At 64.1% G+C, this 24,371-nt stretch carries 19 protein-coding genes; 11 read left to right on the forward strand and 8 right to left on the reverse strand.

Annotation, left to right across the window (positions count from 1 at the left end; translation table 11 throughout):
• Positions 1-167 precede the first annotated feature (167 nt).
• The 3 genes from glgX to treZ all read left to right on the forward strand — a co-directional run bounded on the left by glgX (position 168) and on the right by treZ (position 6,935).
• Entirely contained in the window at positions 168-2,555 is a 2,388-nt protein-coding gene (gene glgX, locus EIH27_RS03320; protein ID WP_124039537.1) for a glycogen debranching protein GlgX, read from the forward strand.
• Between the two features lie 97 nt (positions 2,556-2,652).
• Entirely contained in the window at positions 2,653-5,136 is a 2,484-nt protein-coding gene (gene treY / locus EIH27_RS03325; protein ID WP_124039538.1) for a malto-oligosyltrehalose synthase, read from the forward strand.
• Positions 5,133-6,935 carry a malto-oligosyltrehalose trehalohydrolase gene (gene treZ, locus EIH27_RS03330; protein ID WP_241152949.1) on the forward strand — a complete coding sequence of 601 codons (1,803 nt, stop codon included), beginning with the start codon at positions 5,133-5,135 and terminating at the stop codon, positions 6,933-6,935. The genes treY and treZ overlap by 4 nt, the downstream gene beginning before the upstream one ends.
• A 1-nt stretch (position 6,936) precedes the next feature.
• On the opposite strand, the gene EIH27_RS03335 is transcribed toward treZ, so the two are convergent.
• Positions 6,937-8,013 (reverse strand): lipid II:glycine glycyltransferase FemX, encoded by a 1,077-nt coding sequence (locus tag EIH27_RS03335; RefSeq protein WP_124039539.1) that lies wholly within the window; start codon positions 8,011-8,013, stop codon positions 6,937-6,939.
• Positions 8,014-8,073: 60 nt separating this feature from the next.
• Here EIH27_RS03335 and EIH27_RS03340 point away from each other — a divergent pair, with 60 nt between their 5' ends.
• Complete coding sequence (locus EIH27_RS03340) at positions 8,074-8,646, forward strand: DUF3000 domain-containing protein (RefSeq protein WP_164461585.1); 573 nt, start codon at positions 8,074-8,076, stop codon at positions 8,644-8,646.
• The gene (locus EIH27_RS03345) at positions 8,639-9,850 is read left to right on the forward strand and encodes an HRDC domain-containing protein (protein ID WP_124039540.1); all 1,212 of its coding nucleotides are present in this window, start codon (positions 8,639-8,641) and stop codon (positions 9,848-9,850) included. Before EIH27_RS03340 ends, EIH27_RS03345 begins: the two co-directional genes overlap by 8 nt.
• 126 nt (positions 9,851-9,976) lie before the next feature.
• Here the strand turns inward: EIH27_RS03345 and EIH27_RS03350 are convergent, their stop codons facing one another.
• Positions 9,977-11,218, reverse strand: a complete 1,242-nt coding sequence (locus EIH27_RS03350; protein WP_124039541.1) for a class I SAM-dependent RNA methyltransferase — start codon at positions 11,216-11,218, stop codon at positions 9,977-9,979.
• Complete coding sequence (locus EIH27_RS03355; protein ID WP_164461586.1) at positions 11,215-13,071, reverse strand: APC family permease; 1,857 nt, start codon at positions 13,069-13,071, stop codon at positions 11,215-11,217. Before EIH27_RS03355 ends, EIH27_RS03350 begins: the two co-directional genes overlap by 4 nt.
• 84 nt (positions 13,072-13,155) lie before the next feature.
• Between EIH27_RS03355 and EIH27_RS03360 the strand changes: the two genes are divergently transcribed.
• Positions 13,156-13,821 (forward strand): potassium channel family protein, encoded by a 666-nt coding sequence (locus EIH27_RS03360; protein WP_206424870.1) that lies wholly within the window; start codon positions 13,156-13,158, stop codon positions 13,819-13,821.
• Positions 13,818-14,486: a potassium channel family protein gene (locus tag EIH27_RS03365; protein ID WP_124039544.1), complete on the forward strand. Its 669-nt coding sequence runs from the start codon at positions 13,818-13,820 to the stop codon at positions 14,484-14,486. Before EIH27_RS03360 ends, EIH27_RS03365 begins: the two co-directional genes overlap by 4 nt.
• Before the next feature lie 50 nt (positions 14,487-14,536).
• Here EIH27_RS03365 and EIH27_RS03370 read toward each other — a convergent pair whose 3' ends face one another.
• The 4 genes from EIH27_RS03370 to EIH27_RS03385 all read right to left on the reverse strand — a co-directional run bounded on the left by EIH27_RS03370 (position 14,537) and on the right by EIH27_RS03385 (position 16,697).
• Positions 14,537-15,208: a DUF3159 domain-containing protein gene (locus EIH27_RS03370; RefSeq protein ID WP_124039545.1), complete on the reverse strand. Its 672-nt coding sequence runs from the start codon at positions 15,206-15,208 to the stop codon at positions 14,537-14,539.
• Positions 15,205-15,459: a hypothetical protein gene (locus EIH27_RS03375; protein WP_124039546.1), complete on the reverse strand. Its 255-nt coding sequence runs from the start codon at positions 15,457-15,459 to the stop codon at positions 15,205-15,207. Before EIH27_RS03375 ends, EIH27_RS03370 begins: the two co-directional genes overlap by 4 nt.
• Before the next feature lie 2 nt (positions 15,460-15,461).
• Complete coding sequence (locus EIH27_RS03380; RefSeq protein WP_124039547.1) at positions 15,462-16,214, reverse strand: DUF3710 domain-containing protein; 753 nt, start codon at positions 16,212-16,214, stop codon at positions 15,462-15,464.
• 186 nt (positions 16,215-16,400) lie between these two features.
• Positions 16,401-16,697, reverse strand: coding sequence for a DUF4193 domain-containing protein (locus tag EIH27_RS03385; protein ID WP_124039548.1), 297 nt, complete (start codon positions 16,695-16,697; stop codon positions 16,401-16,403).
• 189 nt (positions 16,698-16,886) lie between these two features.
• On the opposite strand from EIH27_RS03385, the gene sepH reads away from it, so the two are divergent.
• Positions 16,887-17,954, forward strand: coding sequence for a septation protein SepH (sepH, locus tag EIH27_RS03390; RefSeq protein WP_124039549.1), 1,068 nt, complete (start codon positions 16,887-16,889; stop codon positions 17,952-17,954).
• Here the strand turns inward: sepH and EIH27_RS03395 are convergent.
• On the reverse strand, positions 17,951-19,177 hold the full coding sequence (locus EIH27_RS03395; RefSeq protein WP_124039550.1) for an alkaline phosphatase family protein: 1,227 nt from the start codon (positions 19,175-19,177) through the stop codon (positions 17,951-17,953). The genes sepH and EIH27_RS03395 overlap by 4 nt on opposite strands.
• Before the next feature lie 63 nt (positions 19,178-19,240).
• On the opposite strand from EIH27_RS03395, the gene EIH27_RS03400 reads away from it, so the two are divergent.
• From EIH27_RS03400 to EIH27_RS03410, 3 genes are all read left to right on the forward strand, one after another.
• Positions 19,241-21,640 (forward strand): DNA gyrase/topoisomerase IV subunit A, encoded by a 2,400-nt coding sequence (locus EIH27_RS03400; protein WP_124039551.1) that lies wholly within the window; start codon positions 19,241-19,243, stop codon positions 21,638-21,640.
• A 319-nt stretch (positions 21,641-21,959) separates the two neighbouring features.
• On the forward strand, positions 21,960-23,444 hold the full coding sequence (locus EIH27_RS03405; RefSeq protein ID WP_206424871.1) for an amino acid ABC transporter substrate-binding protein/permease: 1,485 nt from the start codon (positions 21,960-21,962) through the stop codon (positions 23,442-23,444).
• A gap of 44 nt (positions 23,445-23,488) precedes the next feature.
• Entirely contained in the window at positions 23,489-24,235 is a 747-nt protein-coding gene (locus tag EIH27_RS03410; protein ID WP_478212208.1) for an amino acid ABC transporter ATP-binding protein, read from the forward strand.
• The last annotated feature ends 136 nt before the right edge of the window (positions 24,236-24,371 follow it).

The following is a 24,371-nucleotide window of genomic DNA, read 5'->3' on the forward strand; positions in this document are numbered from 1 at the left end:
TAAAATTCCCCTGACGGCCACTAACCGAGCATTCACCGTCCGTACTTTGAACGTGAGCAGGACGGCGTCGTCGCCGTTCCCCCGTACTCTACCCTCCTAAAACCGCTCCACCGCGCGTATCGCGCGCATCAAACACGGCCTGTAGCGGGCTATGAGAGAATGACGTCATGAGAATTTGGCCCGGAAATGCCTATCCCCTCGGCGCTACCTTTGACGGCACCGGAACGAATTTTGCGCTCTATTCCTCGGTAGCCGAGAAGGTGGAACTATGCCTACTCGGGGCGGACAACGCCGAAACACACGTGGAATTACGCGAGGTGGATGGCAACGTGTGGCACTGCTACCTCCCCGGTGTACGGCCGGGACAGCGCTACGGCTACCGGGTGTACGGCCCCTATGATCCCTCCCACGGCCTCCGCTGCGATCCGTCCAAGTTCCTCCTCGACCCCTATGCCAAGGCCATCGATGGCAACGTGAGAAACGAGCAGGAAATTTTTTCCTATCGTTTCGAGGATCCCACCCAGCGGTCGGAGCTGGATTCACTGGGGCACACACCCGTCTCCGTGGTGGTCAATCCATTCTTTGACTGGGGCAGGGACCGTCCGCCCGCCCACGAATACAACGAGACCATTATTTATGAGGCACACGTGCGCGGCTTTACCATGCGCCACCCGGATGTGCCCGAAGCGCTCCGCGGCACATACGCCGGCCTGGCGCACCCCTCGGTGGTGCGCTATTTCAAGGAGCTGGGTATCACGGCCGTGGAGCTCATGCCTGTCCACCAGTTCATTAATGATCCCACGCTGCAGGAGCGCGGCCTGTCCAACTATTGGGGATACAACACGATCGGCTTCTTTGCACCCCATGACGCCTACGCGGCGCGCGGCGGCGGGGAGCAGGTGGATGAGTTCAAGGGCATGGTTAAATCGCTCCATGAGGCGGGCATCGAGGTGATTCTCGACGTGGTGTATAACCACACCGCCGAGGGCAACGACATGGGACCCACACTCTCCTTCAAGGGCATTGACAATCCCTCCTATTACCGGCTGGTTCCCGGCGATGAGGCGCACTACTTTGACACCACGGGCACCGGCAATTCCCTCAACATGAAATCGCCCCACACCCTCCAGCTCATTATGGATTCGCTGCGCTACTGGATCACCGACATGCACGTGGACGGGTTCCGTTTCGATCTCGCCTCCACCCTGGCGCGGGAGCTGTACGCGGTGGATAAGCTCTCCTCCTTCTTTGACATTATTCAGCAGGATCCGATCATCTCCCAGGTGAAGCTCATTGCTGAGCCGTGGGATATTGGCGAGGGTGGCTACAACGTGGGCGGATTCCCGCCGCTGTGGACAGAATGGAACGGAAAGTTCCGTGATACCGTCCGTGATTTCTGGCGCGGCGAACCGGCCACGCTCCCCGAATTCGCCTCCCGCCTCACCGGCTCCTCGGATCTCTACGAATCCTCGGGGCGCCGCCCCTACGCCTCCATCAATTTCGTTACCGCCCACGATGGCTTCACGCTGCGGGACCTCGTCTCCTACAACAGCAAGCACAATGAGGCGAACGGCGAGGACAATAAGGACGGGGAGAACAACAACCGCTCCTGGAATTGCGGCGTCGAGGGCGAAACGGATGATGCGAACGTGCTCGCCCTCCGGCATCGCCAGGTGCGCAATTTCATGGCCACACTGCTCTTCTCCGAGGGCATCCCCATGATTTCGGCGGGCGATGAGATCGGGCGCACGCAGGGCGGCAATAACAATGCCTACTGCCAGGACAACGAAACCTCCTGGGTGGATTGGAATTTTTCTCCGGATGCGTTGGACTTCCTCGAATTCACCCGCGATGCCATCCAGTTCCGCAAGGACCACCCGGCCCTGCGCCGGCGCCGTTTTTTGAACGACGATTCCCTCACCAAGTGCGAGGATGCGCTGGGTGAAATCCAGTGGTTCCAACCCGACTCCTCACCCATGACCGCGGCGGATTGGGAGTCCGGTTTCGCCCGATCGCTCATGGTGTTCTTCAATGGCCACGGTATCCGCGAACCAGGTCACTTCGGCGAAGACATTTTCGACGACGACCTGCTGTTTACATTCAACGCCGGCGATGACCCGGTGGAGTTCACCATCCCGGACGCCCAATTCGGGCGCACCTGGCGCGTGGTGCTTTCCACCGCCGGTTCCACGGATCCGGGCACCCGCTTCGCTCCAGGGGAGCATTTCTCGCTGGTGGGGCGCGAGATGCGCGTACTTATCAACGCCACCGAGGAGATCGAGAACGCCTCGCGCATCTACACGAACGTGGTGGGCACCGAGGAAGCCTATGTGTACCGTCAGCTCAAACAGGCCGAGAAGCGCAAGGGCGAGGTTCTTGCCTCTTCCGTCCACCGCCGCAGCCCCGCGGAGGAAGCCGCATTTTGGAAAAAGGTAGCGCTCGCCTCTCACGCCGCGAGCGCCCCGGATGAAACTCCTGGCGACGTTCCGGATGCGGATACCGCGGATGGTGGCGCTTCTGGTACCCGGGAGGCTTCCGGTAGCGGCGCTGAGTGATTTTTTGCGCGGTACTCCCGCACCTCCCGGAGCACCGCGCACACTGGCGGACGGCGTCGTCGTGTCCGCGGGTGCGGGCGTGCGTTAGCGTGGAGACATGAAAGTTTCCCGGCGCACACCTATTTCTACCTACCGGCTCCAGCTGGGCCCGCAGTTTACCTTCGACGCCGCGCGCAGGACTCTCCCCTACCTTCATGAACTTGGCGTGACGGACGTGTATTGCTCGCCCATCCTGCAGGCGGCGCCCGGTTCCACTCACGGGTACGACGTCGTGGACCACACTCGTATTTCGGAGGCCATGGGTGGGCGCGTGGCGTTTGAGCAGTTCGCGGATGCCGCACATGAGCTGGGCATGGGTGTGGTGGTGGACGTGGTGCCCAACCATATGGCCGTGCCCACGCCGCTCTATCACAACAGGGTGCTGTGGCGGGTGCTACGGGATGGGAAGGATTCCCCCTACGCCAAGTGGTTCGACGTGGACGTGTCCGAGGGACAGGACGGGCTGCTACTTCCGGTGCTGGGCGATCGTATTGGCACCGTGTTGGCCAAGGGTCAGCTTACGTTGGAGCGGATGGTGGTGCCCGGCTTTGAGGGTGAGGGCGAAGCATGGGTACTCCGCTACTTTGACCACGTGTTCCCGGTGCGAGCCAATACGGAGGCTCTGCCGCTCTCCGAACTGGTGGACCGCCAGTATTACCGCCTGGCTTACTGGCGCGTGGCCGAGGAGGAACTCAACTACCGGCGTTTTTTCGACGTGGATACGCTTGCCGCCATTCGGGTGGAGGATCCGGAGGTGTTTGAAGCCTCGCACCGGCTACTGTTCACCGAATTCGACGCCGGCTACATCGACGGTTTCCGCATCGACCACCCGGACGGGCTGGCCAACCCGCGTGAATACTTTGAACGGCTAAACCGGGCTACCGGGGGCGCCTGGGTGGTGGCAGAAAAGATTCTCGAGGATGAGGAGACGCTCCCGGCGGACTGGAAGGTGGCCGGCACCACCGGTTATGAGCTCAGCTGGCGGATCGGCGCCATGCTGGCCGATCCCACCGGGGTGAACGGGCTGTACGGGCTGTGGGCACTAGCCACCGGGGAAACCGAACCGTATCTGGCAATGGAGGTGAACGCGAAAAGGCAGATCATTGATTCTTCTCTGCATGCCGAGCTGCTTCGCATGGCAAATCTCATGGGCCAGGTGACGCGTTCGGACGTGCGACTACGTGACCACACGGTGCGGGCACTCACGGATGCGGTGGCCGCACTCGCCATCTCCATGGATCGTTACCGTGCCTATGTGGAACCCGGCCGGCGTCCCACGGCGGAGGCCGAGGACACGATTACCCGGGCAGCTCGGCGGGCGGGCACGCTTCTCGGCCCCGATCGGCGCGAAACCCTCGAGCTAGTGGTGGACATTCTGTTGGGCCGGGAGATCGGATCGGCCGGGCGCACGCATGATGCTCAGCGCAATAAAGCCATTGTGCAGTTTCAGCAACTGTGCGGTCCCGTAATGGCCAAGGGCGTGGAGGACACCCTCTTCTACCGTTTTACGCCCTACACCTATGCGAACGAGGTGGGCTCCACTCCCACCGCGCCCGCCATTGAACCGGATCAGGCCTGGCACTACGTGGCTAAACTCGCCGCCGGGTGGCCGTCCTCCATGAGTACGCTCACCACCCATGATACGAAGCGCGGAGAGGACGTCCGTGCCGCCATCGCCACGCTCACCGAATATCCCGGCGAATGGCGCGATCTGGTTACGCAGGTACGTGCCCGGCACGCCGAACAGGCCGCCGGTGTGGACAGCCGCATGGAAGCACTGATGTGGCAGGCCATCTACGGCACCTGGACGGACGAGGGGCCCATTGAGGTGGACCGGCTGGTGACCTATCTGCAGAAGGCAGCGCGAGAAGAAAAGGATTGGACCAGCTGGACGGATCCCGATACGGGAGGTGAGGAGCGCCTGTACACCTACGCCCGCACCGTGCTGGCGAGTGATGAATCCCGCTCTGATATCGCCGCTTTCTGGGCGCGCACGGCGTCAGCTCGGCAAGCGCGGCTGCTGGCGCAAAAGGTTATTGCGCTTACCATCCTCGGCGTGGCGGATAATTACCAGGGCGAGGAAATTACCCGCAACATTCTTGTGGATCCGGATAACCGACGCCCGGTAGATTTTGCTGCCCTCAAGGCCCGGCTTGACGCATTGACCACGCGCAATACGCCGGGACAATCTATTGATGATCGCAAACTGTGGGTGACCTCCCGTATTCTTCAGCTACGCCGCAGGATTCCGGAGGCATTTGTTGGAGATGGTTCAGGGGTAATGCCGCTGGCCACCACCACGGGCCACGCGATCGCGTTTGCCCGTACAGTCAACGATGTCCCGCGCGTGCTGGTCATTACTGAGCGTCTGCATCGCGGCATCCACCAGGCGGGAACGAACGAGGCGGCCGTGGTGCTCCCGCACGGCCGTTGGCGGGATATTTTTACCGATTCTATCCACGAGGGCACCGTGTCAATTTCCCGCCTGTTCGCTGATCTACCCGTGGCCGTGCTATATGCGGAAGAAGAGGCTGACGCATGATGACACGCGTATGGGCACCCAACGCCCAATCCGTCGCACTTGTGACGGAGGCGGGAACCGCGCCGATGACACCCCTGTGGGGACGTCGCACCGAACCGCGTGGCTCACGTGACGCTAACACCGGCGGCGCCGGGGCATTTGTGAGCAGCGCGGCCGGGTCCGGCGGCGCCGGTACGACGACGAACGGGGCGCTCGAGCCCCGCACGTACGGCTGGTGGGAAGGACCGGCGCTTGAGGCGGGTCAACGCTACGGTTTCTCGCTTGATGGTGGCGATCCCCTCCCTGATCCGCGCTCGCGGTTCCAACCCGACGGTGTCCACGGCCCCTCCGAATGGATGGATCCGGCTGCCTTCCACTTCAGTCCGTTTACCCCGCCGAATGCTCTCGGCGCCGTGTTCTACGAACTACACGTTGGCACGTTCACGCCGGAGGGCACCTTCGCCGCAGCCGCCACAAAACTCCCCTACCTCGCCCGCCTGGGCATCCAATACGTAGAAATTATGCCCGTGGCCCCCACCCCGGGCACACGGAACTGGGGCTATGACGGCGTCGACATTTTCGCGGTCAACGCCGCCTACGGCGGTCCCGCGGGATTTGCCGCGTTTATCGAGGCGGCGCACCGCGCAGGCATCGGTGTATGCCTGGACGTGGTATATAACCACTTCGGACCCGACGGAAACTACCTTCACCCCTTCGGCCCCTACTTCACGAACCGTCATGAGAGCCCATGGGGCGAAGGCATAAACTTTGACGGCTCCCCGGAAGTGCGCCGATACTTCATCGATAACGCGCTCCAGTGGATCCGGGACTACCACGTGGATGCGCTGCGTCTGGACGCGGTCCACGAGATGGTGGACAACTCCCCGCGCCACATTCTCGCGGATATTGCTGACGCCGTGCATGATTTCGGCCGCCGGGCGCACCGGCGGGTAGCGCTCATCGCGGAGTCGGATCGCAATAACCCGCTGACGGTAACCCCCACCGCCGAGGGCGGACTGGGGATGGACGCGCAGTGGGCCGATGATCTGCATCATGCCCTCCACGTGTATCTCACCGGGGAGCACCACGCCTACTATGGCGATTTTGCTCTCCCCGGTGCATTGGAAAAGGCCGCTCGCCACGTGTTCGTGCACGATGGCAACTTTTCGAGCTTCCGTGGCCGCCCCTGGGGTGCGCCTGTCTCCCCGCGGGTGGATTCGCGTCGCTTCGTTGCCTTTGTGCAGAATCATGATCAGGTGGGAAACCGGGCACTTGGCGACCGCCCGGACCTTTGCCCCGCCCAGCAGGCGGTGGGGCTGGCGCTCACCCTGCTTTCGCCGTTCACTCCCATGCTCTTCATGGGTGAGGAGTGGGGCGCCACCACCCCGTTCCTCTTTTTCACGGACTACGCCGGGGAGCTGGGACGCTCCGTGGATGAGGGACGCCGCAAAGAGTTTAAGGACTGGGGGTGGGAGACGGCGGAGCGCATCCCGGCCCCGCAGGCGCTTTCCACGTTTACCGCCTCAAAGCTTGACTGGACGGAGGCGGGTAGGGAGCTGGCGGATTTCACGCGCACCCTCATCTCACTCCGGCACTCGGATTTCTCCAGTGCGGACCGGGAGGATTCAGAGATTGTGCGCCTGGGGAGCGCCGGCTACTACCGCCGCGGCCAGAATTACGTGGTCTTCTCCGTGGCAGGCGCCGCCACCGTGAGCTTGCCCGCTGCCGGCCTGCGGGTGGCCGCCACCTTCGGGGCACCCACCCTGGCCGGCAGCACGGTCACGTTCACCGGCCCGGGTGTGGCCGTGCTGGTGGCGTAGCTCAGGCCCGGTCGCCGCTCGGCCCATCGCCGCGCTTGCCACCCCGCAGCCGCGTGAGGGCACGCTTCGCCACGGCCACGCCGCCGCGCTTCGCCTTGAGGGCCACCGTGAGGCCGCGGTAGTAGAGCGGATAGATCGGCGTGTCCCAGGCCCCGGCCACCTCGGTGATGTGCTCGGAGAACTTCGTTTTGAATCCGCGTACACCCGCCAGCTGAGGCGCACGCTCCGAATCGATGCCCATGAGATCGAAGGACTCCACGCCCTCCTTCTTCAATTGTGTGGCCATGTACCACACCAGGAGGTCTGGGCCGCCGGCCTTGCGTGCCTCCGCATTCGACCCGGCGTAGTAGTAGGTGGCAAGCCTGTCCGTTTTCGTCACGATGCCCCAGCACAGCGGGCGCCCGCCCGCACGCACCGTGTAGAGGCGCGCATGTTCACCCAGTGAGGCAAGCATCCGCTCATAGGTGGATTGTGGGGAAATGCCAAAGGAATCGCGCTGGCCCGTTTCCTTCAGAATGGCGTACAGCTCCCCGAATACCTCTCCGGCCCGCGCGGTCTCTTCGCTGCATTCCAGCGTGGTATTCCGCATGGCTCGGCGCACGTCCCGCCGCCCACGCTTCTTGAACGAAGCCATGAGATCTTCTTCGCTCTGGGTGAGATCCAGCACCACTGTCCGGTCAAACGTCACGGATTGAAGCAGCTCGTGGAGATCCGCCGCGTTCGCCCACGCATGTAACCTAATGAAGGCGATCCGCCGGGAGAGCCGGTGGACTACGGCGCGCAGTTCACGGCGGAACTGTGCCTCCTCCATCGGCGAGGGCTGCTCCCCCACCCAGACGGGCCCGTGCTTCGCCCATGCGTACCGGAAGCCGCGCCCCGTGAGCTCCGTAAGCGAGATAAAGGCACGGGGCTCACCGTCCCGGTCCCATACCAGCCGCGTCAGGGGGCTACGGCCGGCCACGGCGTCGTCGAACGAATCCCACGTGGGCGTTTGCTCGAGGGGCAGTAATACGCCGCAATCGGCGGCCTCCTGAAGATAGCGGGAATCCTGGACCTGTCGGAAAGCGCTTGAGTGCATGGCTCCCATCCTACGGCGCGCCTGCCACCGCCGGTGGAGGGAACCCCTTACATTAATCGGGTGATTGACGCACCAGCTCCGTTCGCCCGCGCCCTTGATTCACTGCGAGGCCACACGTTCCGTCCGGAGCTACGGGTGCATCAGGTTCCCCCACCGCGGAATCTAGCGCCCTGGGCCGTGGCACTGGAGGCCCGCATTAGTTCCTCTCGCACCGGGGAGGATTTTCGCGGGCGCGGACGCTTTGTGGTGCTCTATGATCCGGCGGGACAACCGGCTTGGGAGGGCCCTTTCCGCCTGGTCTCTACGGCCGCGGCACCCACCGATGAGGATATGGCGGCCGATCCATTACTCGGTGAGGTGGCCTGGAGTTGGCTGGCCGATGCGCTCACCATTGAAGATGCGTCATACCACAATCTGGTTGGTACGGTGAGCCGCATATACAATGAATCGTTCGGCGGCCTCGAGCGTTCCTCCTTCCTCACCGAGCTTGAGCTCCGCGCTTCGTGGAGCCCTGACAATGCCAACCTGTTCTCTCATCTGGAGGCCTGGGTAGCATTCCTCGCCCGCGTCGGAGGCCTTGCCCCGGCGGGTGTGGCCACACTGCCCCGCCTTCTTCACCCTTCACATGACTAATCTTTCCGATCCGGTTCCCGCTACTGTTTCTCCTCTTGATGTACCCCGCGGTGGCGTACCCCCGCTCACCAATACGGATGTCGACGCCGCTGTTCAGCGCCTTGCGTGCGGCACCGGTCCCTTTGCCGTGGATACTGAGCGCGCCATGGGTATTCGCTATTCGGAGCGCGCCTACCTGGTTCAGATCAAGCGCGCGGGGGCGGGGATTGTGCTACTGGACCCGCTCGGAATTGAGGACCGGCTGGGCGGCCTCAGGGACGTCATGAGTAGGGATCAGTGGATTCTTCACGCCGCGGACCAGGATCTCCCCTGCCTACGCGAATTGGGCCTTGAGCCGCCCGAGCTATTCGATACCGAGATAGCGGGCATGATTCTGGGCTTCGAACACATCTCCCTTCAAGCCGAGGTAGAGAACGTACTGGGCATCCGCCTGGCCAAGGAGTACTCGAATTCTGATTGGTCGGTGCGCCCCGTTTCCGAACCCATGCGCGCCTACGCGGCACTGGACGTGGAGGTACTCATTGAATTACGCGACGCGCTCACAGCGATGCTGGAGCAGGCCGGACGGCTCGACTGGGCACTCCAGGAGAATGAAGCGGTGCGAGTAAGCCGGCCGAAACCGAAACGCAAGGAACGGTGGCGCCGACACGCGAAGAGCGCGGGGATCAAGGACCGGCGGGGACTCGAGATGCTGCGCCAACTGTGGCTGGCCCGTGAGGAACTCGCAAAGGCGCGCGATATCGCCCCCGAGCATGTGTTTCCGGGGAAGGCCATGGCCGCGCTCGCCGCCGCTAAGCCGCGTTCGGAGCAGGATGTGCGCCGTCATTCGACGCTGCGCTCCCAGGCTCGCCGGCGCGACGCCGGTGTATACGCCTCCGCCGTCCGTCAGGCCTGGCGCACGTCTGAAGACAATCTGCCCCCACGCCGCCCCGTGTCGTCGGACCCTTATCCGGCCACCCGTGAGTGGCACCGCGCCTCGCCTGCAGGCGCCGAACGCTGGGCCGTGGTGCGCCCCGCCGTGATTGCACGCGCGGAGGAATTGGGGATCCGCCAGGATGTGCTACTCAAACCCGCCTTCCAAAAGCAGCTGGCCTGGACCGGGTGGGAGGACAGCTCCGTGGCGCAGGTACTGACCACCCTCGGTGCTCGCCCCTGGCAGGTGGACCAGGTGGCGCCGGCCATCGAGCGCGCCTGGGCAAAGTAGCGGTGCGGGCCGGCGGGCCCACGTTTCGTTCCACCCGTGGTTCGCCGTTGGCGTTCGGCGCGTCCAGCCCTGCGGCTGGGTTCGCCCCACCGGCGAGCCGCCTACCGATGCTATACGCTGCCCGTGCTACTCCAGCGCGGTGACCACTTCGAAGTGATACGTGTTCGGGAACAGGTCCACGGATTCAATGGAGGTCACCCGGCGTCCTTCGGCCACCAGCGTGGCCACGTCACGCGCCATCGCCGCCGGATCGCAGGAGATAAGCACGATGCGCCGCGCCTCCCCGCTACCCAGCACTTTTGCCACGTCTACTCCCAGGCCAGAGCGAGGCGGATCGGCCACCACCACGTCCGCGGGCGTGCTTGCCACCCGCGGCGTCACCTTGCCGGTAGCGGCCTGCGCCCACGGAAAGTCCCGTAGGTTCGCGCGAGCATCCTCCACGGCCAGGGCGCTCCCCTCCACCGAACTGACCCGGCCACCCGCACCCACCGCGATGGCCAACGGCTGGGTGAACAATCCGGCGCCGGCGTACAACTCGACCACGCGGTCGCCGTCGTGCGGGCGGGCAGCGCGCATCACCAGACGGATGAGCGTTTCCGGCGCCATGCGATGCACCTGCCAGAATCCGCCGGCCCGTACCCGGTAGGAGTAGAGGGCGCCGTCCACCACCACATCCTCGGTGACGAATGGACTCACGCCGATCCCGGGTGCGCTCTCTACCTCCCGGTTAATCACCACCACGGGATCCGAGCCGCTGGGCGCCACGGCACGTACGCGGTCCCCGGGCCGAATCACACTGTTCCAACGCCCCTCCAGCAGCCCCAGCTCCGCAATCTCAGGAACGGCGAGCGGCATGGAATGAAGCGGAAGGATCTCTTTGCCCCGCTCCCGGTACATGCCGAGCCGACCCTCGGCGTCCGCTGTCAACTCAATGCGCGTCCGGGTATGCCAACCCCCACCGGGCAGATCCGAAGGGAGGGTGCGCACACGCGGTTCGATCCCCACCTCATCCAGGTGCTCAGCGAGAGCCTCCCCGCCCACGCGCCGCAACGTGGAGCGCAGGACACGGGTTTTCCACTCGGCCTGAAAGGCGAATTCCACGTGTCCCAGGTCCGCGCCACCCACGCCGCCCGGTCCGCCCTCGGCCCAGGGATGCACCACCCGATGCGGTGATGGGTTCTCCAGCACCTCCACCACGTCGCCGCGCAGGTACTTGGCGTTCTCCGAAGTGACCTCCACCGCCACGGTTTCTCCCGGCAACCCGAAGCGAGCAAACACGGTTTTCCCGCGAGTATGGCCCGGCTCCGCCGGCAGATGGCCCACGGCCACGCCGCGATGCCCAATATCGGTGAGTGTGACGTTAATCATTCTTCGGACTCCTCAGCTTCGGATACCGGATATGGCACAGCAATAAGCATCACGCGATCTTCCTGGGACAACTCCGCGAAAAGCCGCCGCATGCCCCCGCGGAGCATACCCGCGCGCCCCGCGTCCGGCCGTGACACAGAGGGCGCAAACACGGCGACGACGTCGTGCGGATGCCCGGCAAGCAACGCACGCACGTAGGTGAGAACCGGTTCGCGAAGAGAGCCGGCCGGCGTTCCCAGCACGGTGAGGCTGACGGGAAGGCGCGAGGCATCCCAGTCTTCGCGCACGCGACCGGTGCGGCGCGGATCGAAGTCCACCAGCAGCGCGGTGAGCGTGGAGAGCCGAAGCGAACGCGCATAGGTCACCGCGCGCAGAGAAGGAAGGTCCAGGGCATCGACAAGAATGATGCCGTGTACGCGGGTGGGCAGGCTTCGACCGGCGGTGAGATCGTCGGGCCGCAGTGTCTCCACAGCCATGGCGCGCCGCCGCTGCCCCGCCAGCACCAGGGCGGACGGCACCGCCAGCACCAGCATCGTGAGGAGCGAGGAGAACGGGTTCACCACCACCTCCGTAAGGAGCACAAGTAAGCCGAATACGGCGAGAACGCCGAACACCCAGCGCGAGGTGGCCGCGCGGCGCCGCACCTCCTGTTCCTCACTCTTGCGAAGCACGGCGAGGCCGCGCCGCACGAGGGCCAGCGCATACAGCGTGTACACGGTGAACGCACTGAACACAAACATTTGCGCCATCTCACGGTTAACCGTGACGAAGGCGGCAATGAGGGCGGCGAGCAGTCCGGCCACCACCACGACGGCGCGCCGGGGCCGACGCGCTTCCGGGGAGGCGAACGCCGCCGGCAAAATGCGATCCCGCGCGAGCTCACTCAGGAGACGGGGAATACGGTCGTAGACCACGAGCACAGCAGACATTGCACCGAGGATGAGCGCACCACCCACCGCGGCTGCCACCTGCCCGTTCATCAGGGCACCCGCTACACCCACCAGCGTGACATCGCCCTCCGCGCCACCGAAGCCCAACGCCTCCACCATGTAGGTGGAGAGCATGATGGCCACGGCCGCCAGGCCGAAAGAACGCAGAAGCACACGGAAGGGCACGTGGCGTCGTTCTCTGCGGGGCGTGAGGCGCTCGGAGACGACGACGAGGAGCGCAGCGGGCAGGAGAGCCACCAGGCAACCGCGCACCACGTCTGCACCCGTGTATCCCGCGCTCCCGGTAGGCGTGGGATGAACCGAGGCAAAGAGGATTGTGCCTGGGTGCATCGTTGGCAGCGGAGCGGGCGCGGCCGGAGCCTGCGCGATCGCCGCGAATGCCGCATCCGTGGCGGATGCCTCATGAATAAGCCCGGCCACAATGACCGTGGTGAGGGCTAGACCGGCGGCAAAGCCGCCCGCGCCGAGTAATCGCGGCGGCACGCGCTTGCCCAGCATGGTGGGGATGGCAAGAAGAATTACCATCGGAATGGTGATAAGCCGCCCGTCCACGGCAAATGGGGTGATGCGGTCCATGACGGTGGCCACCACACCGGCAATCATGACCAGCAGGAGCACGTGGCACACAAAACGAGCGGCCGCCATGATGACGCCGGCACGAGCGCCCAGGTAGGTGGCCGCCAGCGTCTGGGAGGAGGCGCGCGGCACCAGCCGCGTAACACCCAGGCTGCCGGCCAGCGCAATCCCGAGCGCGGCGATGCCCACGGCCGTTGCCCCACCCACCGTGCCGGCGGGGGCGTGCGCGAGGGTGTTCTGGAGCGGGCCGGGAACCAGAATCGCGGACATGGTCACCAGAACGTAGATACCCGTGGCGCCGGCCGCTTCTTTCGCTGTGCGTGTCATCGCATATAACGGTACCCGGCCCGCCCGCGAAGCGGATGGCGGGTGGCCGGCCACATCCGGGCCTCGTGCGGTAGCGTGAAGCGCGTGCACTTCGTGATTATGGGTTGTGGCCGAGTGGGGGCGTCGCTGGCGCGTACCCTCGCCAGCATGGGTCATTCGGTAGCGATCATTGACCGGGACGCAGAGGCGTTTCGGCGTCTTCCGGAGGATTTCACCGGACAGGAGGTGACCGGTGTGGGATTTGACCGTGACGTGCTCAAGCAGGCCGGCATCGAGGAGGCGGACGGATTCGCTGCCGTTTCTTCCGGCGATAATTCGAATATTATCGCCGCCCGCGTGGTGCGAGAAAACTTCGGTATCGCCAACGTGGTGGCGCGAATCTATGATCCGTCCCGGGCAGACCTCTATGAGCGGCTGGGTGTCCCCACGGTGGCCACCGTGAAATGGACTGCGGACCGCGTGCTCCACAAGCTCATTCCGCTCGGCCCTCACTACACCTATTCGGATGCGATTGCTGAGATGTCCCTGGTGAACGTGGATGTGGATGAGAGTTGGTTTGGTTCCTCCATGGCGCAGCTGGAGGACGCCACCGGTGCCCGCGTCGCCTACCTCACCCGCTACGGTGCGGGCGTACTCCCCGATGAGGACGAGGTGCTTCAGGATGGCGATGGCCTCTCCCTCATCGTTCCCACCGCGCATGCCGCTGCCGCGCAGCATGTGCTCATGAACTCAAAGAAGGACTCCCAGTGAACATCCTTATTGTGGGCGCCGGCGCCGTGGGCCGTAGCGTAGCGCGCGAACTCGTGGCTGCAAACAACCTCACCATCATTGACGTCAAGCCGCAGGCGATGAAGATCTCCTCCGTACCGGAGGCGGATTGGCAGCTGGGTGATGCCTGCGAGATTCCCACGCTGGAAGCTGCGGGCGCCGGCGAGGCGGACATCGTGGTGGCCGCCACCGGGGACGATCGCGTCAATCTGGTGACCTCGCTCCTGGCAAAAACGGAATTCGGCGTGGAGCGTGTGATCGCCCGCGTCAATAATCCGAAGAATGAATGGCTGTTCAATGACAGCTGGGGCGTGGATGTCACCGTGTCCACCCCGCGCACGATGACGGCACTGGTTCAGGATGCGGTGGCGGATGGCAGCCTCTCTCGCGTGCTCGTCTTTCATCGTTCCGGTGCCTCGCTCTGGCAGGCAACCGTGGCCGACACCGCGCCGGCCCGCGGCACAACGGTGGCCGCCCTCGGCCTTCCGGCGGGTGTTGCGATCACCGCAATTGTGCGCGACGGCGCCCCATTTGCCGCCGATCCGGACCTCACCTTCGATGCCGGAGACCAGGTGCTCCTCATCGGCACTATCGATAAGGCCTCCATGGGCACGGTGGAGGCGCTTTTCCGGGGCGCGGCGGCCTAACCGACGGGGCACTGTACGGCGGGCTTTGGGCGCTGGGACGACGCCGAACGCTACAGCACCGGGTCGTCCGGATCGTAGGGGTGCAGGTAGGTATCCACCGGTGGAAGATCACGCACCAATAGCCAGGACAGCCACAGCACGCCACCGTAGAGGAACGGGCCCATAATGACCTTCGCCACGCCAAGCGCAGCCGTCAGCCCGCCCAGGTAGAGCGGCCCCTGGACCGCCACCCGCAGAGCAAATAGCCCCGCCCACATCCATGTCACCACCGTGTACCGGCGCCGGGTGGTTTTACCCTCCGGGACCGTGGAGGTGCGCCAGGCAGCGGCGTCGTCACGAAGAAAACCGATGATGTATCCCACCAGTGGGTGCCGTACGAGCACGGAGAGTAGCAGTATCGCGCAGTAGACAATGTTAAGAATGAGGCCAAGCGCGAAATAGTTGGCGGGCTGCCCGCTGTGCCACGCCCAGATAGTGGACAGAGCGGTAGTAAAAAGGCCGGCAAGGGCCGGACCGGTATCCAGGTGCTGGAATGTGCGGATAAGCGTGGCCAGTAGCGCGAAGGCGAGAGCGGTAACCAGTGGAACGCCGAGGCCACCGGTCACCGTGTACAGAACCACGAAAATGATGGCCGGTGCATTGGCCTCGATAACGCCGCGGACGCCTCCCACGGCCTCCCACATATTGAAGGACTCCCCCGCCACGGAGCGCACGCCGCTCATGACACCTCCACCAGTGGTTGCACCCGGTAGCTCGGGCACACGATGACGCGCTCACCGCGCCAGCAGACCGGGGCACCCCGCATGACCACGTGGTCCCCCACCGCCAGGCAGCGAATGCTTCGGCGTCCAAGAAACATGGCTGTCCAATCTCCATTCGGAGCGTGCACCCGCACGGCGACGTGGGGTTGGCGGGTGGTACCCGGGTAGGAGATGGAGGTTACCGTTCCGGTCACCGTTACCTGGCGTTTCACCGCTAGTGGATCTCCTGAATCTCGGGGCCGCGCTTGGGCAGCTCGATGGAGGGGCGCTCCGGCCGTGGTGCAGTCCGGTCCGGTTGGGGAAGGCGCAGCGGAAGCAGTTCACGCGGCGGATGCGGGGTTTGCCCTCGGCTTACCACCAGGTTGTCCAGGATTTCGTGGAGAAAATCAATGCCATCCTGGGCACCCTGTGCTCCCGCCCCGGTCATGGCCGCCCGCAGTAGCCAGCGGGGGCCATCAATACCGATGAAACGCACGGGGACACGCACCCCCTTGGAGGGACCCACCATAGAGGCATCCACTTCTTTGCCGTAGTGACCGTCCACCTCATCGAAGTGGCCGTGCTGGGAAACAATTGACGTGATGACGGCGGGGCGAATCTCATCCCAGATTCCGTGCGATTTTGGCGCCGCGAATACCTGGAGCTGGACGGAGGTACCGCCCTTGGAGTACACGACGCCCATCACGGTGCCCTGCTGCTGCATCACCGAAAACTGGATGCGAGCCTCCTCCACATACGGGAGCTGGAGCGCACCCGCGTCGATCCGGCGCGCCTCGGGAACATCATCCGAATCCGCATCATAAGGACCCAGGCCATCCTGACCGCGCGTATAGCCGGTAGATGCAGCGGGGGCCACGCCGCCCGCCGCAATATCCTCGCCCTCCGCCGGCTCGGAAACCACATCCTGTGGCGCCTCAGGCGTGCCTTCCGTCGCGTCCTTGTGCTTCCTATGCCAAAACAGTCCCATGGTGCTTGCTCCTTTGTCCGTCCCAGGCTACCTGCTTTTCATCCGCTCGCGCCGGGGCGATTGTGACAGGCACCCGAACCGGCGGCGAGCACACCGGACGACGTGAACACCCGCACAATCACCCGCACCGCCGGGCGCAAAAACACCACCGGGCATAAAGAAAGGCGCCCGAGGCGCCCTTCTTCGTTAAGCCGCGCAGTCCTGGCAAACGGGTAACCCGTTCTCGTAGTGATCCAGCTGTGAAGCATGGTGCACCAAGAAACACTGGGAGCACGTAAATTCGTCGTCCTGTGCCGGCACCACGTTGACGGCTAATTCAACATTGGACAGGTCCGCGCCGGGCAGCTCAAAACCTTCCGCCGCTTCTACCTCATCCTCGTCAACGTTTCCAGACTGGTCCTCGGAACGCGCGCCCAGGGCCTTCAGTGAATCCTCGCGGATGTCGTCATCCCGCTTACGCGGGGCATCGTAATCAGTTGCCATCTCTGCTCCTCTTGTGGGTCCGATCCCCCTATGGCTCATCAAGACAACGCGGAAGGAACTAAGATGTTCCCGCTCGCGCTCCTGAACGCGCGGCTAGTGTAGCAAGCGGATTCCACCTGTCAAGAGCGGCATTTCGCACCGACCTGGCAGGGCGGCTACGATGTAGCCACCAAGCGGAGAAAGGTTGCCATGAAGTCTCTGGAGCTATTGGGCCTGCAATCAGACGGGGAACACATCACCCTCAATGATGCGGAGGGCAACCGCTACTCCCTGCCCGTCACCGATGATCTGCGCGCCCTCCTACGCCGTGATCGGGATCCCAAGGAGATTGCCACCAAGCCGGCCCATCAAATGGCACCCAGGGAAATCCAGGCGCTCATCCGGCAGGGCAAGACGGTTGATGAAGTATCGGAGCTGGCCGCAACGCCGGCCTCCCGTATTGCAGCCCTTGCTCATCCAATCGAGGTGGAGCGCGCCTACACGGCCCAGCAGGCCCGCCGCTTCCCGGTGAGCCAGGATACCGGCGCCTTCACACTTGAAGAACTGGTGACGTCCCGCCTGGTGGGACGCGGGGTCCCGGCGCGCAGCGTCGTGTGGGATGCCACGCGCACACATGGCCATCCGTGGGAGCTCACCGCCGGTTTCGAGGTGGACGGGAACCCGCACAGGGCCCGCTGGAGCGTGGATATGGAGGCGCGCACCGTCGAAGCCCTCAACGATGAGGCCGCATGGCTCTCCGAATCATCCCTTGAGCACGACGCCGCCCCCTGGCGTCCGGTCAACACGCCACCGGCGGAGAATCTAGGCGGCGTGCCCTCCATTGACGCGGTCCTATCCTCACTTGATTCCCAGCGCGGCAAATTCCGCCCCATGCCGGATGAGGACAATGACGTTCCCGCCCCCGGGTTCGACGGCGCCCATCCTGCCGCGGACACCCCCGCGGATGGTCCGACGGCACGCGTGCTCCCGCTCCGGGCCCCGGACACGCCCGGCCAGCGCAGCCTGCTGAAAGAGCTTGGTGTTTTGGAGCGTGCCGATCAGCGCACGGCAATGGAGGCGCGCCCGGCCGACGGCACAAATGCCGCGGATGCTGCGACGCCGACCACGGCGGACCAGCCGGCCTCTTCAACCGAGCCGAGTTCGACTCCAAAGGCAGCCGAACCCGCTCCCGAACCCAAGAAAAAGGCCTCGCGACGCCGGAAGGACCGCCCCACCATGCCCAGCTGGGATGAGATCGTCTTCGGCAAGAAGGACTAGCGCCCCACCTCATGTAGCACCAGGGGGATGCGCATCTCCGCTTCCGTCAGTGAGCCGTGCACGCCCTTCATGAAGGGGCGGTTTGCACCCCGCTCGCGGGAATCGGACACGGCCACGCAGCCACGCTGGAATGAAATGACATCCCCGCACACCGCGAGCGCCCACTCGCTCATTTCCCCATAGATTCCACTCGCGGCAGCCTCCTGCTTGGTGACCACAACGGCGTCGTCGCCCAGAACGTTTTGCCACCGCTCGCGTACGCCTTCCGGATCGCGGGTGTAGAGGTGACGGCAGCGTTCCTCTCCCGAGACAAGGTCCACGCCTTCGCGTAGCTCGGGCAGGGAGGCGATGTCATAGCGCGAGGTCACGTCAATCATGCCGTGGTCCGCGGTGAGCACGATCAGGGTGCCGGTGGGCAGGGCACGTTCGAGGCGGCCAAGTCCTGAATCGAGCTCCTCAAGGCGCGCGGCCCATTCCTCGCTGCGCCAGCCGTGTCCGTGACCGGCGTGATCCACCATGTCCCAGTAGAGATATGCGAGCCGGCCCGTCCGGAGAAACGCGGCGGCACGGTCCACGCGCTCAGCAAGCGTTTTCCCGCCCAGGTGCGAGGCGCCCCGCTGGCTGGCGCGCGTGAGGCCGGAGGCGAAGAAGGCTGGATCCTGTACCACGGCCACCGGGGGCTCGTCCATATTGTCCTGTGCCCACGTCGCTACCTCACGGGCCATCCCATCGTTGTGTTCAGTGGCCGGGCCATCGGCAACCCGGCTTGCCGCCTGCTCGAACAACGTAGGAACCCGCTGCCACTCCTCCGGTCTCATCCCGGCCTGCTTCCATTTGAGCAGTGAGAAGCTTCGCCCGGTGGCCGGGGACCGCAGCGCGTAGGAGAGCATGGCCGTCTGCCCCGGGCGCTCACCGGTGCCTAGGGCAGTGAGCGCGGCAGCCGTGGTGGAGGGAGCAATCGTGGAGATCACGTGACGGTCCCAGGCGCGCAGGTGAGCGGCGTAGGAAAGCCGCTCGGCAAGATTGAGGGCGCCTAGACCGTCCACCAGGACCAGGCAGACGCGCTTGGCAGCCGGGATCCCCAGTACGGCACGGTCCTCGCCGCCGGTGGATCCCCCGCTAGCGGTGGAAATCCCCACGGCGTCCAGGCACGCCCCCAGCACGCCGCGAAGGTTCGCCGGGAGCACGGGCACGAAGTCTGAAGCCTTTGAAAAAATGGACATGAGGCGAGCCTACCGCGGTTCGTATCACCCACCGCGGCCGCAGATTCCGCGATACTAGGGGGCATGGCTTCCGTTTCAGAACACATCGTTGACGTCAACGTGTCCACGGAGATGCGCACCTCCTTCCTCGAGTACTCCTACTCGGTGATCTACGCGCGTGCGCTCCCGGATGCGCGGGACGGCCTCAAGCCCGTTCAGCGGCGCATCCTCTACCAGATGGGTGAGATGGGGCTGCGCCCCGACAAGCCGCATGTCAAATCCTCCCGCGTGGTGGGTGAGGTGATGGGGAAGCTGCACCCACACGGCGATTCGGCCATTTATGAGGCCACCGTGCGTCTGGCTCAACCGTTCACGATGCGCCTGCCGCTGGTGGATGGACACGGCAATTTCGGCTCGCTCGATGATGGTCCGGCCGCCTCGCGCTACACGGAAGCGCGCCTGGCCCCCGCCGCCCTGCCCATGCTCGCCTCAATTGACGAGGACACCGTGGACATGGTGCCGAATTATGACAACACGCTGGAGCAACCCTCGGTACTGCCAGCGGCCATTCCCAACCTGCTGGTTAATGGCTCCTCGGGTATTGCCGTGGGCATGGCCACGAATATTCCGCCCCACAATCTGGTGGAGGTGGTGAATGCAGCCAAGTATCTGCTTGCCCACCCCGATGCCACCCTGGATGATCTCATGCGCTTTGTCCCCGGCCCGGATCTCCCCGAGGGCGGGAAGATCGTGGGGCTGGACGGTATTCGGGACGCCTATGAAACGGGCCGCGGGATTTTCCGTACACGGGCCACGGCGTCGATCGAGAAGGTGAGCGCTCGCAAGCGCGGCATCGTCTTCACCGAACTCCCCTACCTGGTGGGCCCGGAGAAGGTGATTGCCAAGCTCAAGGATGCGGTGCAGTCCAAGAAGGTGAAGGGCGTCTCGGGGGTGCAAAATCTTACCGACCGCCACCACGGCATGCGCCTGGTGGTGGAGGTGAAGAACGGCTTCAACCCGGAGGCCGTGCTTGCCCAGCTCTACAGGCACACCCCGCTTGAAGAATCCTTCGGTATTAACAATGTGGCACTCGTTGATGGCCAGCCGCAAACCCTCGGCCTCAAAGCACTACTACGTGTGTGGGTGGATCATCGCATCACCGTGGTGCGGCGCCGCTCCGAATTCCGCCTGAAGAAGGCGCAGGATGATCTCCACCTGGTGGAGGGCCTCCTCACCGCCGTGCTCAATATCGACGAGGTGATCGCCGTTATCCGGTCCTCCGAGGACACGGCGGCCGCCCGCACCCGCCTCATGGCCGTCTTCGATCTGGACGAGGCGCAAGCGGATTACATTCTTGAACTACGTCTGCGCCGGCTCACCCGGTACTCTCAGCTGGAGCTCGAGCAGCGCAGGGATGAGCTGAACGCGACCATTTCCGAGCTCACGGACATTCTTGGGAGTGAAGCGCACCTGCACCGCGTGGTGGCTGACGAGATGACCGAGGTGGCGCGTACTTACGGCACGCCGCGGCGCACGGTCCTCCTTGCGTCCGATGGCGCCGCCCCCGCCGCCCCTCTCGAGATTGCCGACGACCCCACGTGGGTGCTGCTTTCCGGCACCGGCCTGGTGGCGCGCACGGAAAGCGGTGAGCGACCGGTCCGTACTGGTCCCCGCATACTTCACGACGCCGTTGTTGCCGCGGTACCTGCCACCGCGCGCGGACGCGTGGGGGTACTGACCGATGCGGGAACGGTGTACGCCGTCGACGTCGTCTCGCTTCCCACCATTCCTGATTCAGCAGGCGCGCCGTCGTTGGCGGGTGGCTCGCCCATTGGCGAACTCGCTCTGTTCGGGAACGGAGAAGTGCCGCTCACCCTGGTGCCGTTGGGCGAGGAGGCACCACCGTTGGCCATCGCCACGGCGCAGGGCCGGATTAAGCGCCTGCAGGCAGCCCACCCGGACAAGGATTCCTGGGAGATCATCACGCTTCAGGATGGGGATCGAGTGATCGGTGCTGCACCGGCACCGGATGCCAGCCAACTGGTACTGGTCACAAACACCGCACAACTGCTGCGCTTTGAAGCCTCCGCCGTTCGCCCACAGGGCCGCACAGGCCGCGGTATTGCCGGAATGAAGCTGGCTGCCGACGCGCATGTCATTGCACTCGGGGTGGTGCGCAATGAGGATGTGAGCGCAGCCCTTGTGGCCACGGTTGCCGCCGCCTCGGGCGCCCTACCCGGCACGGCATCCGGTAGCGCGAAGGTGACCCCGCTGGACCGTTTCCCGGCCAAGGGACGTGCCACCGGTGGCGTGCGCTGCCAGCGTTTCCTGAAGGGCGAGGACATGCTGCAACTCGCCTACGTGGGGATGGAGCCGCTGCGGGCGGTGAGCGCGTCGGGACGAGCGGTGCCCCTACCGGAGCCGGTGGAGAAGCGTGATGCGAGCGGTACGGAGGTGGAGGCACCCATAGCCGCCATCGGATAGTGTTCGGCCGTTCCCTCGCACCACGTTCCGCACACCACAGTGAGATTCGCACGACGAACGCGGGTAGGCGGCATCGTCCCGGGAAAAACCGCGCCGCGCCGCCAACCTGTCCGCCGCGCTCCGTCCCCTACATCGTCTCACCAGGTGCACTCCAGGCTTTTCGCATGATGGTAGGACCGTTGACGTTCAAGCTCGGCCGAGTATTCTCTCCCCATACGGTTCCAAGGGACCGACTCTCCGCCCCACGTGGCGCTATCGCCTTCCGGGAGCCGGAAAACTACGGCCATCCGGCCGCCAGTCGAGACCAGTAGAAAGGACGATGATGCGAGGATTTGGCGCGTCAAAGATCATGGGATGGCGCTTCGCGCTCCTGGTCATCACGCTGATGGCACTCATGATCAGCATGTTTACTAATGCCCCAAGTGCATTCGCAGCCGGTAGTTCAGGCTCGGACAGCGCAAGGGGCAAATCTTTTGTTATTGCAACGGACACCACCTTCGCCCCGTTCGAGTACCGGGATACCGCCGGTGAACTCACGGGCATCGATATTGACCTCATTAACGAGGCCGCCAAGCGCGAAGGTTTCACGGTCACCATCCGGGCGGTTGGGTTTGACGCCGCTCTCCAGGCCGTACAGTCCGGACAGGCCGACGCGGTGCTATCCGGCATGTCCATCACGGATGAGCGCAAGAAAGTCTTTGATTTTTCGGACCCGTATTTCGATTCCGGGGTCCAGATGGCCGTGCGGGCCAACAATAATGACATCACCTCCTATGAGGATCTCCGCGGCCAAACGGTAGTAGCCAAGACGGGCGCCGAAGGACTCGCATTCGCGCAGTCCATTGCCGATAAATACGGGTTTACCGTCAAGGCACTGGCACAGGCGGATACCATGTACTCCGAGGTGAACGCGGGCCACGCAGCCGCCGTATTTGATGATTATCCGGTGCTGGCCTACGGGATTAAGCAGGGCAATGGCCTCAAGGTGGTCACCCCCAAGGAATCCGGCGCACAGTACGGTACGGCCGTACTCAAGGGCACACACGCGGACTATCTCAACGCATTTAATGATGCACTTGCCTCGATGAAGGCGGATGGCACCTACCAGCAGATTATTGATAAGTATCTGAGTAGTGATGCGTCCGAGGCCAACACGTCCTTCTGGGGCCTACTGTCCAGTTCACTTCCCAGCCTGCTACGCGGCCTAGGTATCACCGTGGCGGTCGCCGCCATCGCGCTGGCCATCGCCACCGCACTGGGCGTCCTGTTCGGCTTCTTCCGGGTGTCCCACAATCGTGTTCTCAAGGCACTCGCCGCTATTTACGTCAATATCTTCCGCGGCACCCCTGTGCTAGTGCAGGCGTTCTTCTTCTACTTCGGTGTTCCCGCCGTCACCGGACAAAACATTCCGGTGTTCTGGGCGGGCGTTATTACCCTGGCGCTTAATGCCGGCGCATACATGACGGAAATTGTGCGCGGCGGTATTGACTCGGTGGATCCGGGCCAGATGGAAGCGGCGCGGTCGCTCGGTATGAGCTGGCTGCAATCCATGACCCATGTGGTGGTGCCGCAGGCGATTAAGATCGCCACGCCCTCCGCTATTAATCAGTTCATCATCACCCTCAAGGACACCTCCCTCCTGGCGGTGTTGGGCCTGGCAGAACTCACCTATCAGGGGCAGCAGATCATTGCCCGCAACTTCCGCTCCTTCGAGATGTGGATCATTGTGGGCGTTCTCTACTTCATCGTGATCATGCTCCTGACGTGGCTGTCCAATATTCTCGATAGGAGGTTCAACAAGTGAGTGCCACCGATATTCTCCGCACCAACGCGGATGTAGATCTTTCCATTCCGGTCCATGAGCGGCCGGTCATTCTCTCCGTCAAGGACCTCCACAAGAACTATGGGCACACCCACGTGCTCAAGGGCCTCTCCGTAGATGTTCACGAGGGCGAAGTGGTCTCCATCATCGGCCCCTCCGGTGCCGGCAAGTCCACCTTCCTGCGCTCCATCACCCGGCTGGAAACCCCCACCTCCGGCACCATTAAGTTCCGCGACCGGCTGATCACCGGGGACAAGAAGTCCCTTAATAAGCTGCGACGCCGCATTGGCATGGTGTTCCAGCACTTCAATCTGTTCCCCAACAAGACGGTGCTGGAGAACGTGACCATGGCGCCCACTGTGCTGGGACTCATGTCCAAGCCCGAAGCCGAGAAGCTGGCACTCCAGCTGCTCGACCGTGTGCACCTGGCCGAGCGCGCGAATTCGCGGCCCACGGAGCTTTCCGGTGGTCAGAAGCAGCGTGTAGCGATCGCCCGAGCCCTGGCCATGAAGCCGGACATCATGCTGTTCGACGAGGCCACCTCCGCGCTCGACCCCGAAATGGTGGGCGATGTGCTGGATGTGATTCGTGACCTCGCACTGCGCGGCATGACCATGATTCTGGTGACCCACGAGATGGGATTCGCCCGCGAAACCTCGGATCGCATCCTGTTCATGGACGGGGGCGGCATTCTGGAGCAGGGCTCCCCGGAGCAGATTTTCGGCTCCCCCACCGAGGAGCGCACGCAGGCGTTCCTGTCCAAAGTGCTGTAGGAACTCTGGGTGGTCGGCGCGCCGATCCACCCAGGCCGATCTGGCCGACGCTGAATGGCGGACTCGCGATTGCGGGTCCGCCATTTTTATCTGGTTTCGTGGAGCCGCGGATTATGCAGGTGACGCGGGCTCCACG

This window comes from Neoactinobaculum massilliense (assembly GCF_900604955.1).
Taxonomy (GTDB): domain Bacteria; phylum Actinomycetota; class Actinomycetes; order Actinomycetales; family Actinomycetaceae; genus Neoactinobaculum; species Neoactinobaculum massilliense.

What these genes read in the sequence shown, in the direction of transcription:
- EIH27_RS03370 (WP_124039545.1), bottom strand. Translation starts at nt 15,208, where the DNA reads ATGAGCGGCGTGCGCTCCGTGGCGGGGGAGTCCTTCAATATGTGGGAG.
- EIH27_RS03400 (WP_124039551.1), top strand. Translation starts at nt 19,241, where the DNA reads ATGGCTTCCGTTTCAGAACACATCGTTGACGTCAACGTGTCCACGGAG.
- EIH27_RS03350 (WP_124039541.1), bottom strand. Translation starts at nt 11,218, where the DNA reads ATGATTAACGTCACACTCACCGATATTGGGCATCGCGGCGTGGCCGTG.
- EIH27_RS03405 (WP_206424871.1), top strand. Translation starts at nt 21,960, where the DNA reads ATGATGCGAGGATTTGGCGCGTCAAAGATCATGGGATGGCGCTTCGCG.
- treY (WP_124039538.1), top strand. Translation starts at nt 2,653, where the DNA reads ATGAAAGTTTCCCGGCGCACACCTATTTCTACCTACCGGCTCCAGCTG.
- EIH27_RS03385 (WP_124039548.1), bottom strand. Translation starts at nt 16,697, where the DNA reads ATGGCAACTGATTACGATGCCCCGCGTAAGCGGGATGACGACATCCGC.
- sepH (WP_124039549.1), top strand. Translation starts at nt 16,887, where the DNA reads ATGAAGTCTCTGGAGCTATTGGGCCTGCAATCAGACGGGGAACACATC.
- treZ (WP_241152949.1), top strand. Translation starts at nt 5,133, where the DNA reads ATGATGACACGCGTATGGGCACCCAACGCCCAATCCGTCGCACTTGTG.
- glgX (WP_124039537.1), top strand. Translation starts at nt 168, where the DNA reads ATGAGAATTTGGCCCGGAAATGCCTATCCCCTCGGCGCTACCTTTGAC.
- EIH27_RS03380 (WP_124039547.1), bottom strand. Translation starts at nt 16,214, where the DNA reads ATGGGACTGTTTTGGCATAGGAAGCACAAGGACGCGACGGAAGGCACG.
- EIH27_RS03335 (WP_124039539.1), bottom strand. Translation starts at nt 8,013, where the DNA reads ATGCACTCAAGCGCTTTCCGACAGGTCCAGGATTCCCGCTATCTTCAG.
- EIH27_RS03345 (WP_124039540.1), top strand. Translation starts at nt 8,639, where the DNA reads ATGACTAATCTTTCCGATCCGGTTCCCGCTACTGTTTCTCCTCTTGAT.
- EIH27_RS03395 (WP_124039550.1), bottom strand. Translation starts at nt 19,177, where the DNA reads ATGTCCATTTTTTCAAAGGCTTCAGACTTCGTGCCCGTGCTCCCGGCG.
- EIH27_RS03355 (WP_164461586.1), bottom strand. Translation starts at nt 13,071, where the DNA reads ATGACACGCACAGCGAAAGAAGCGGCCGGCGCCACGGGTATCTACGTT.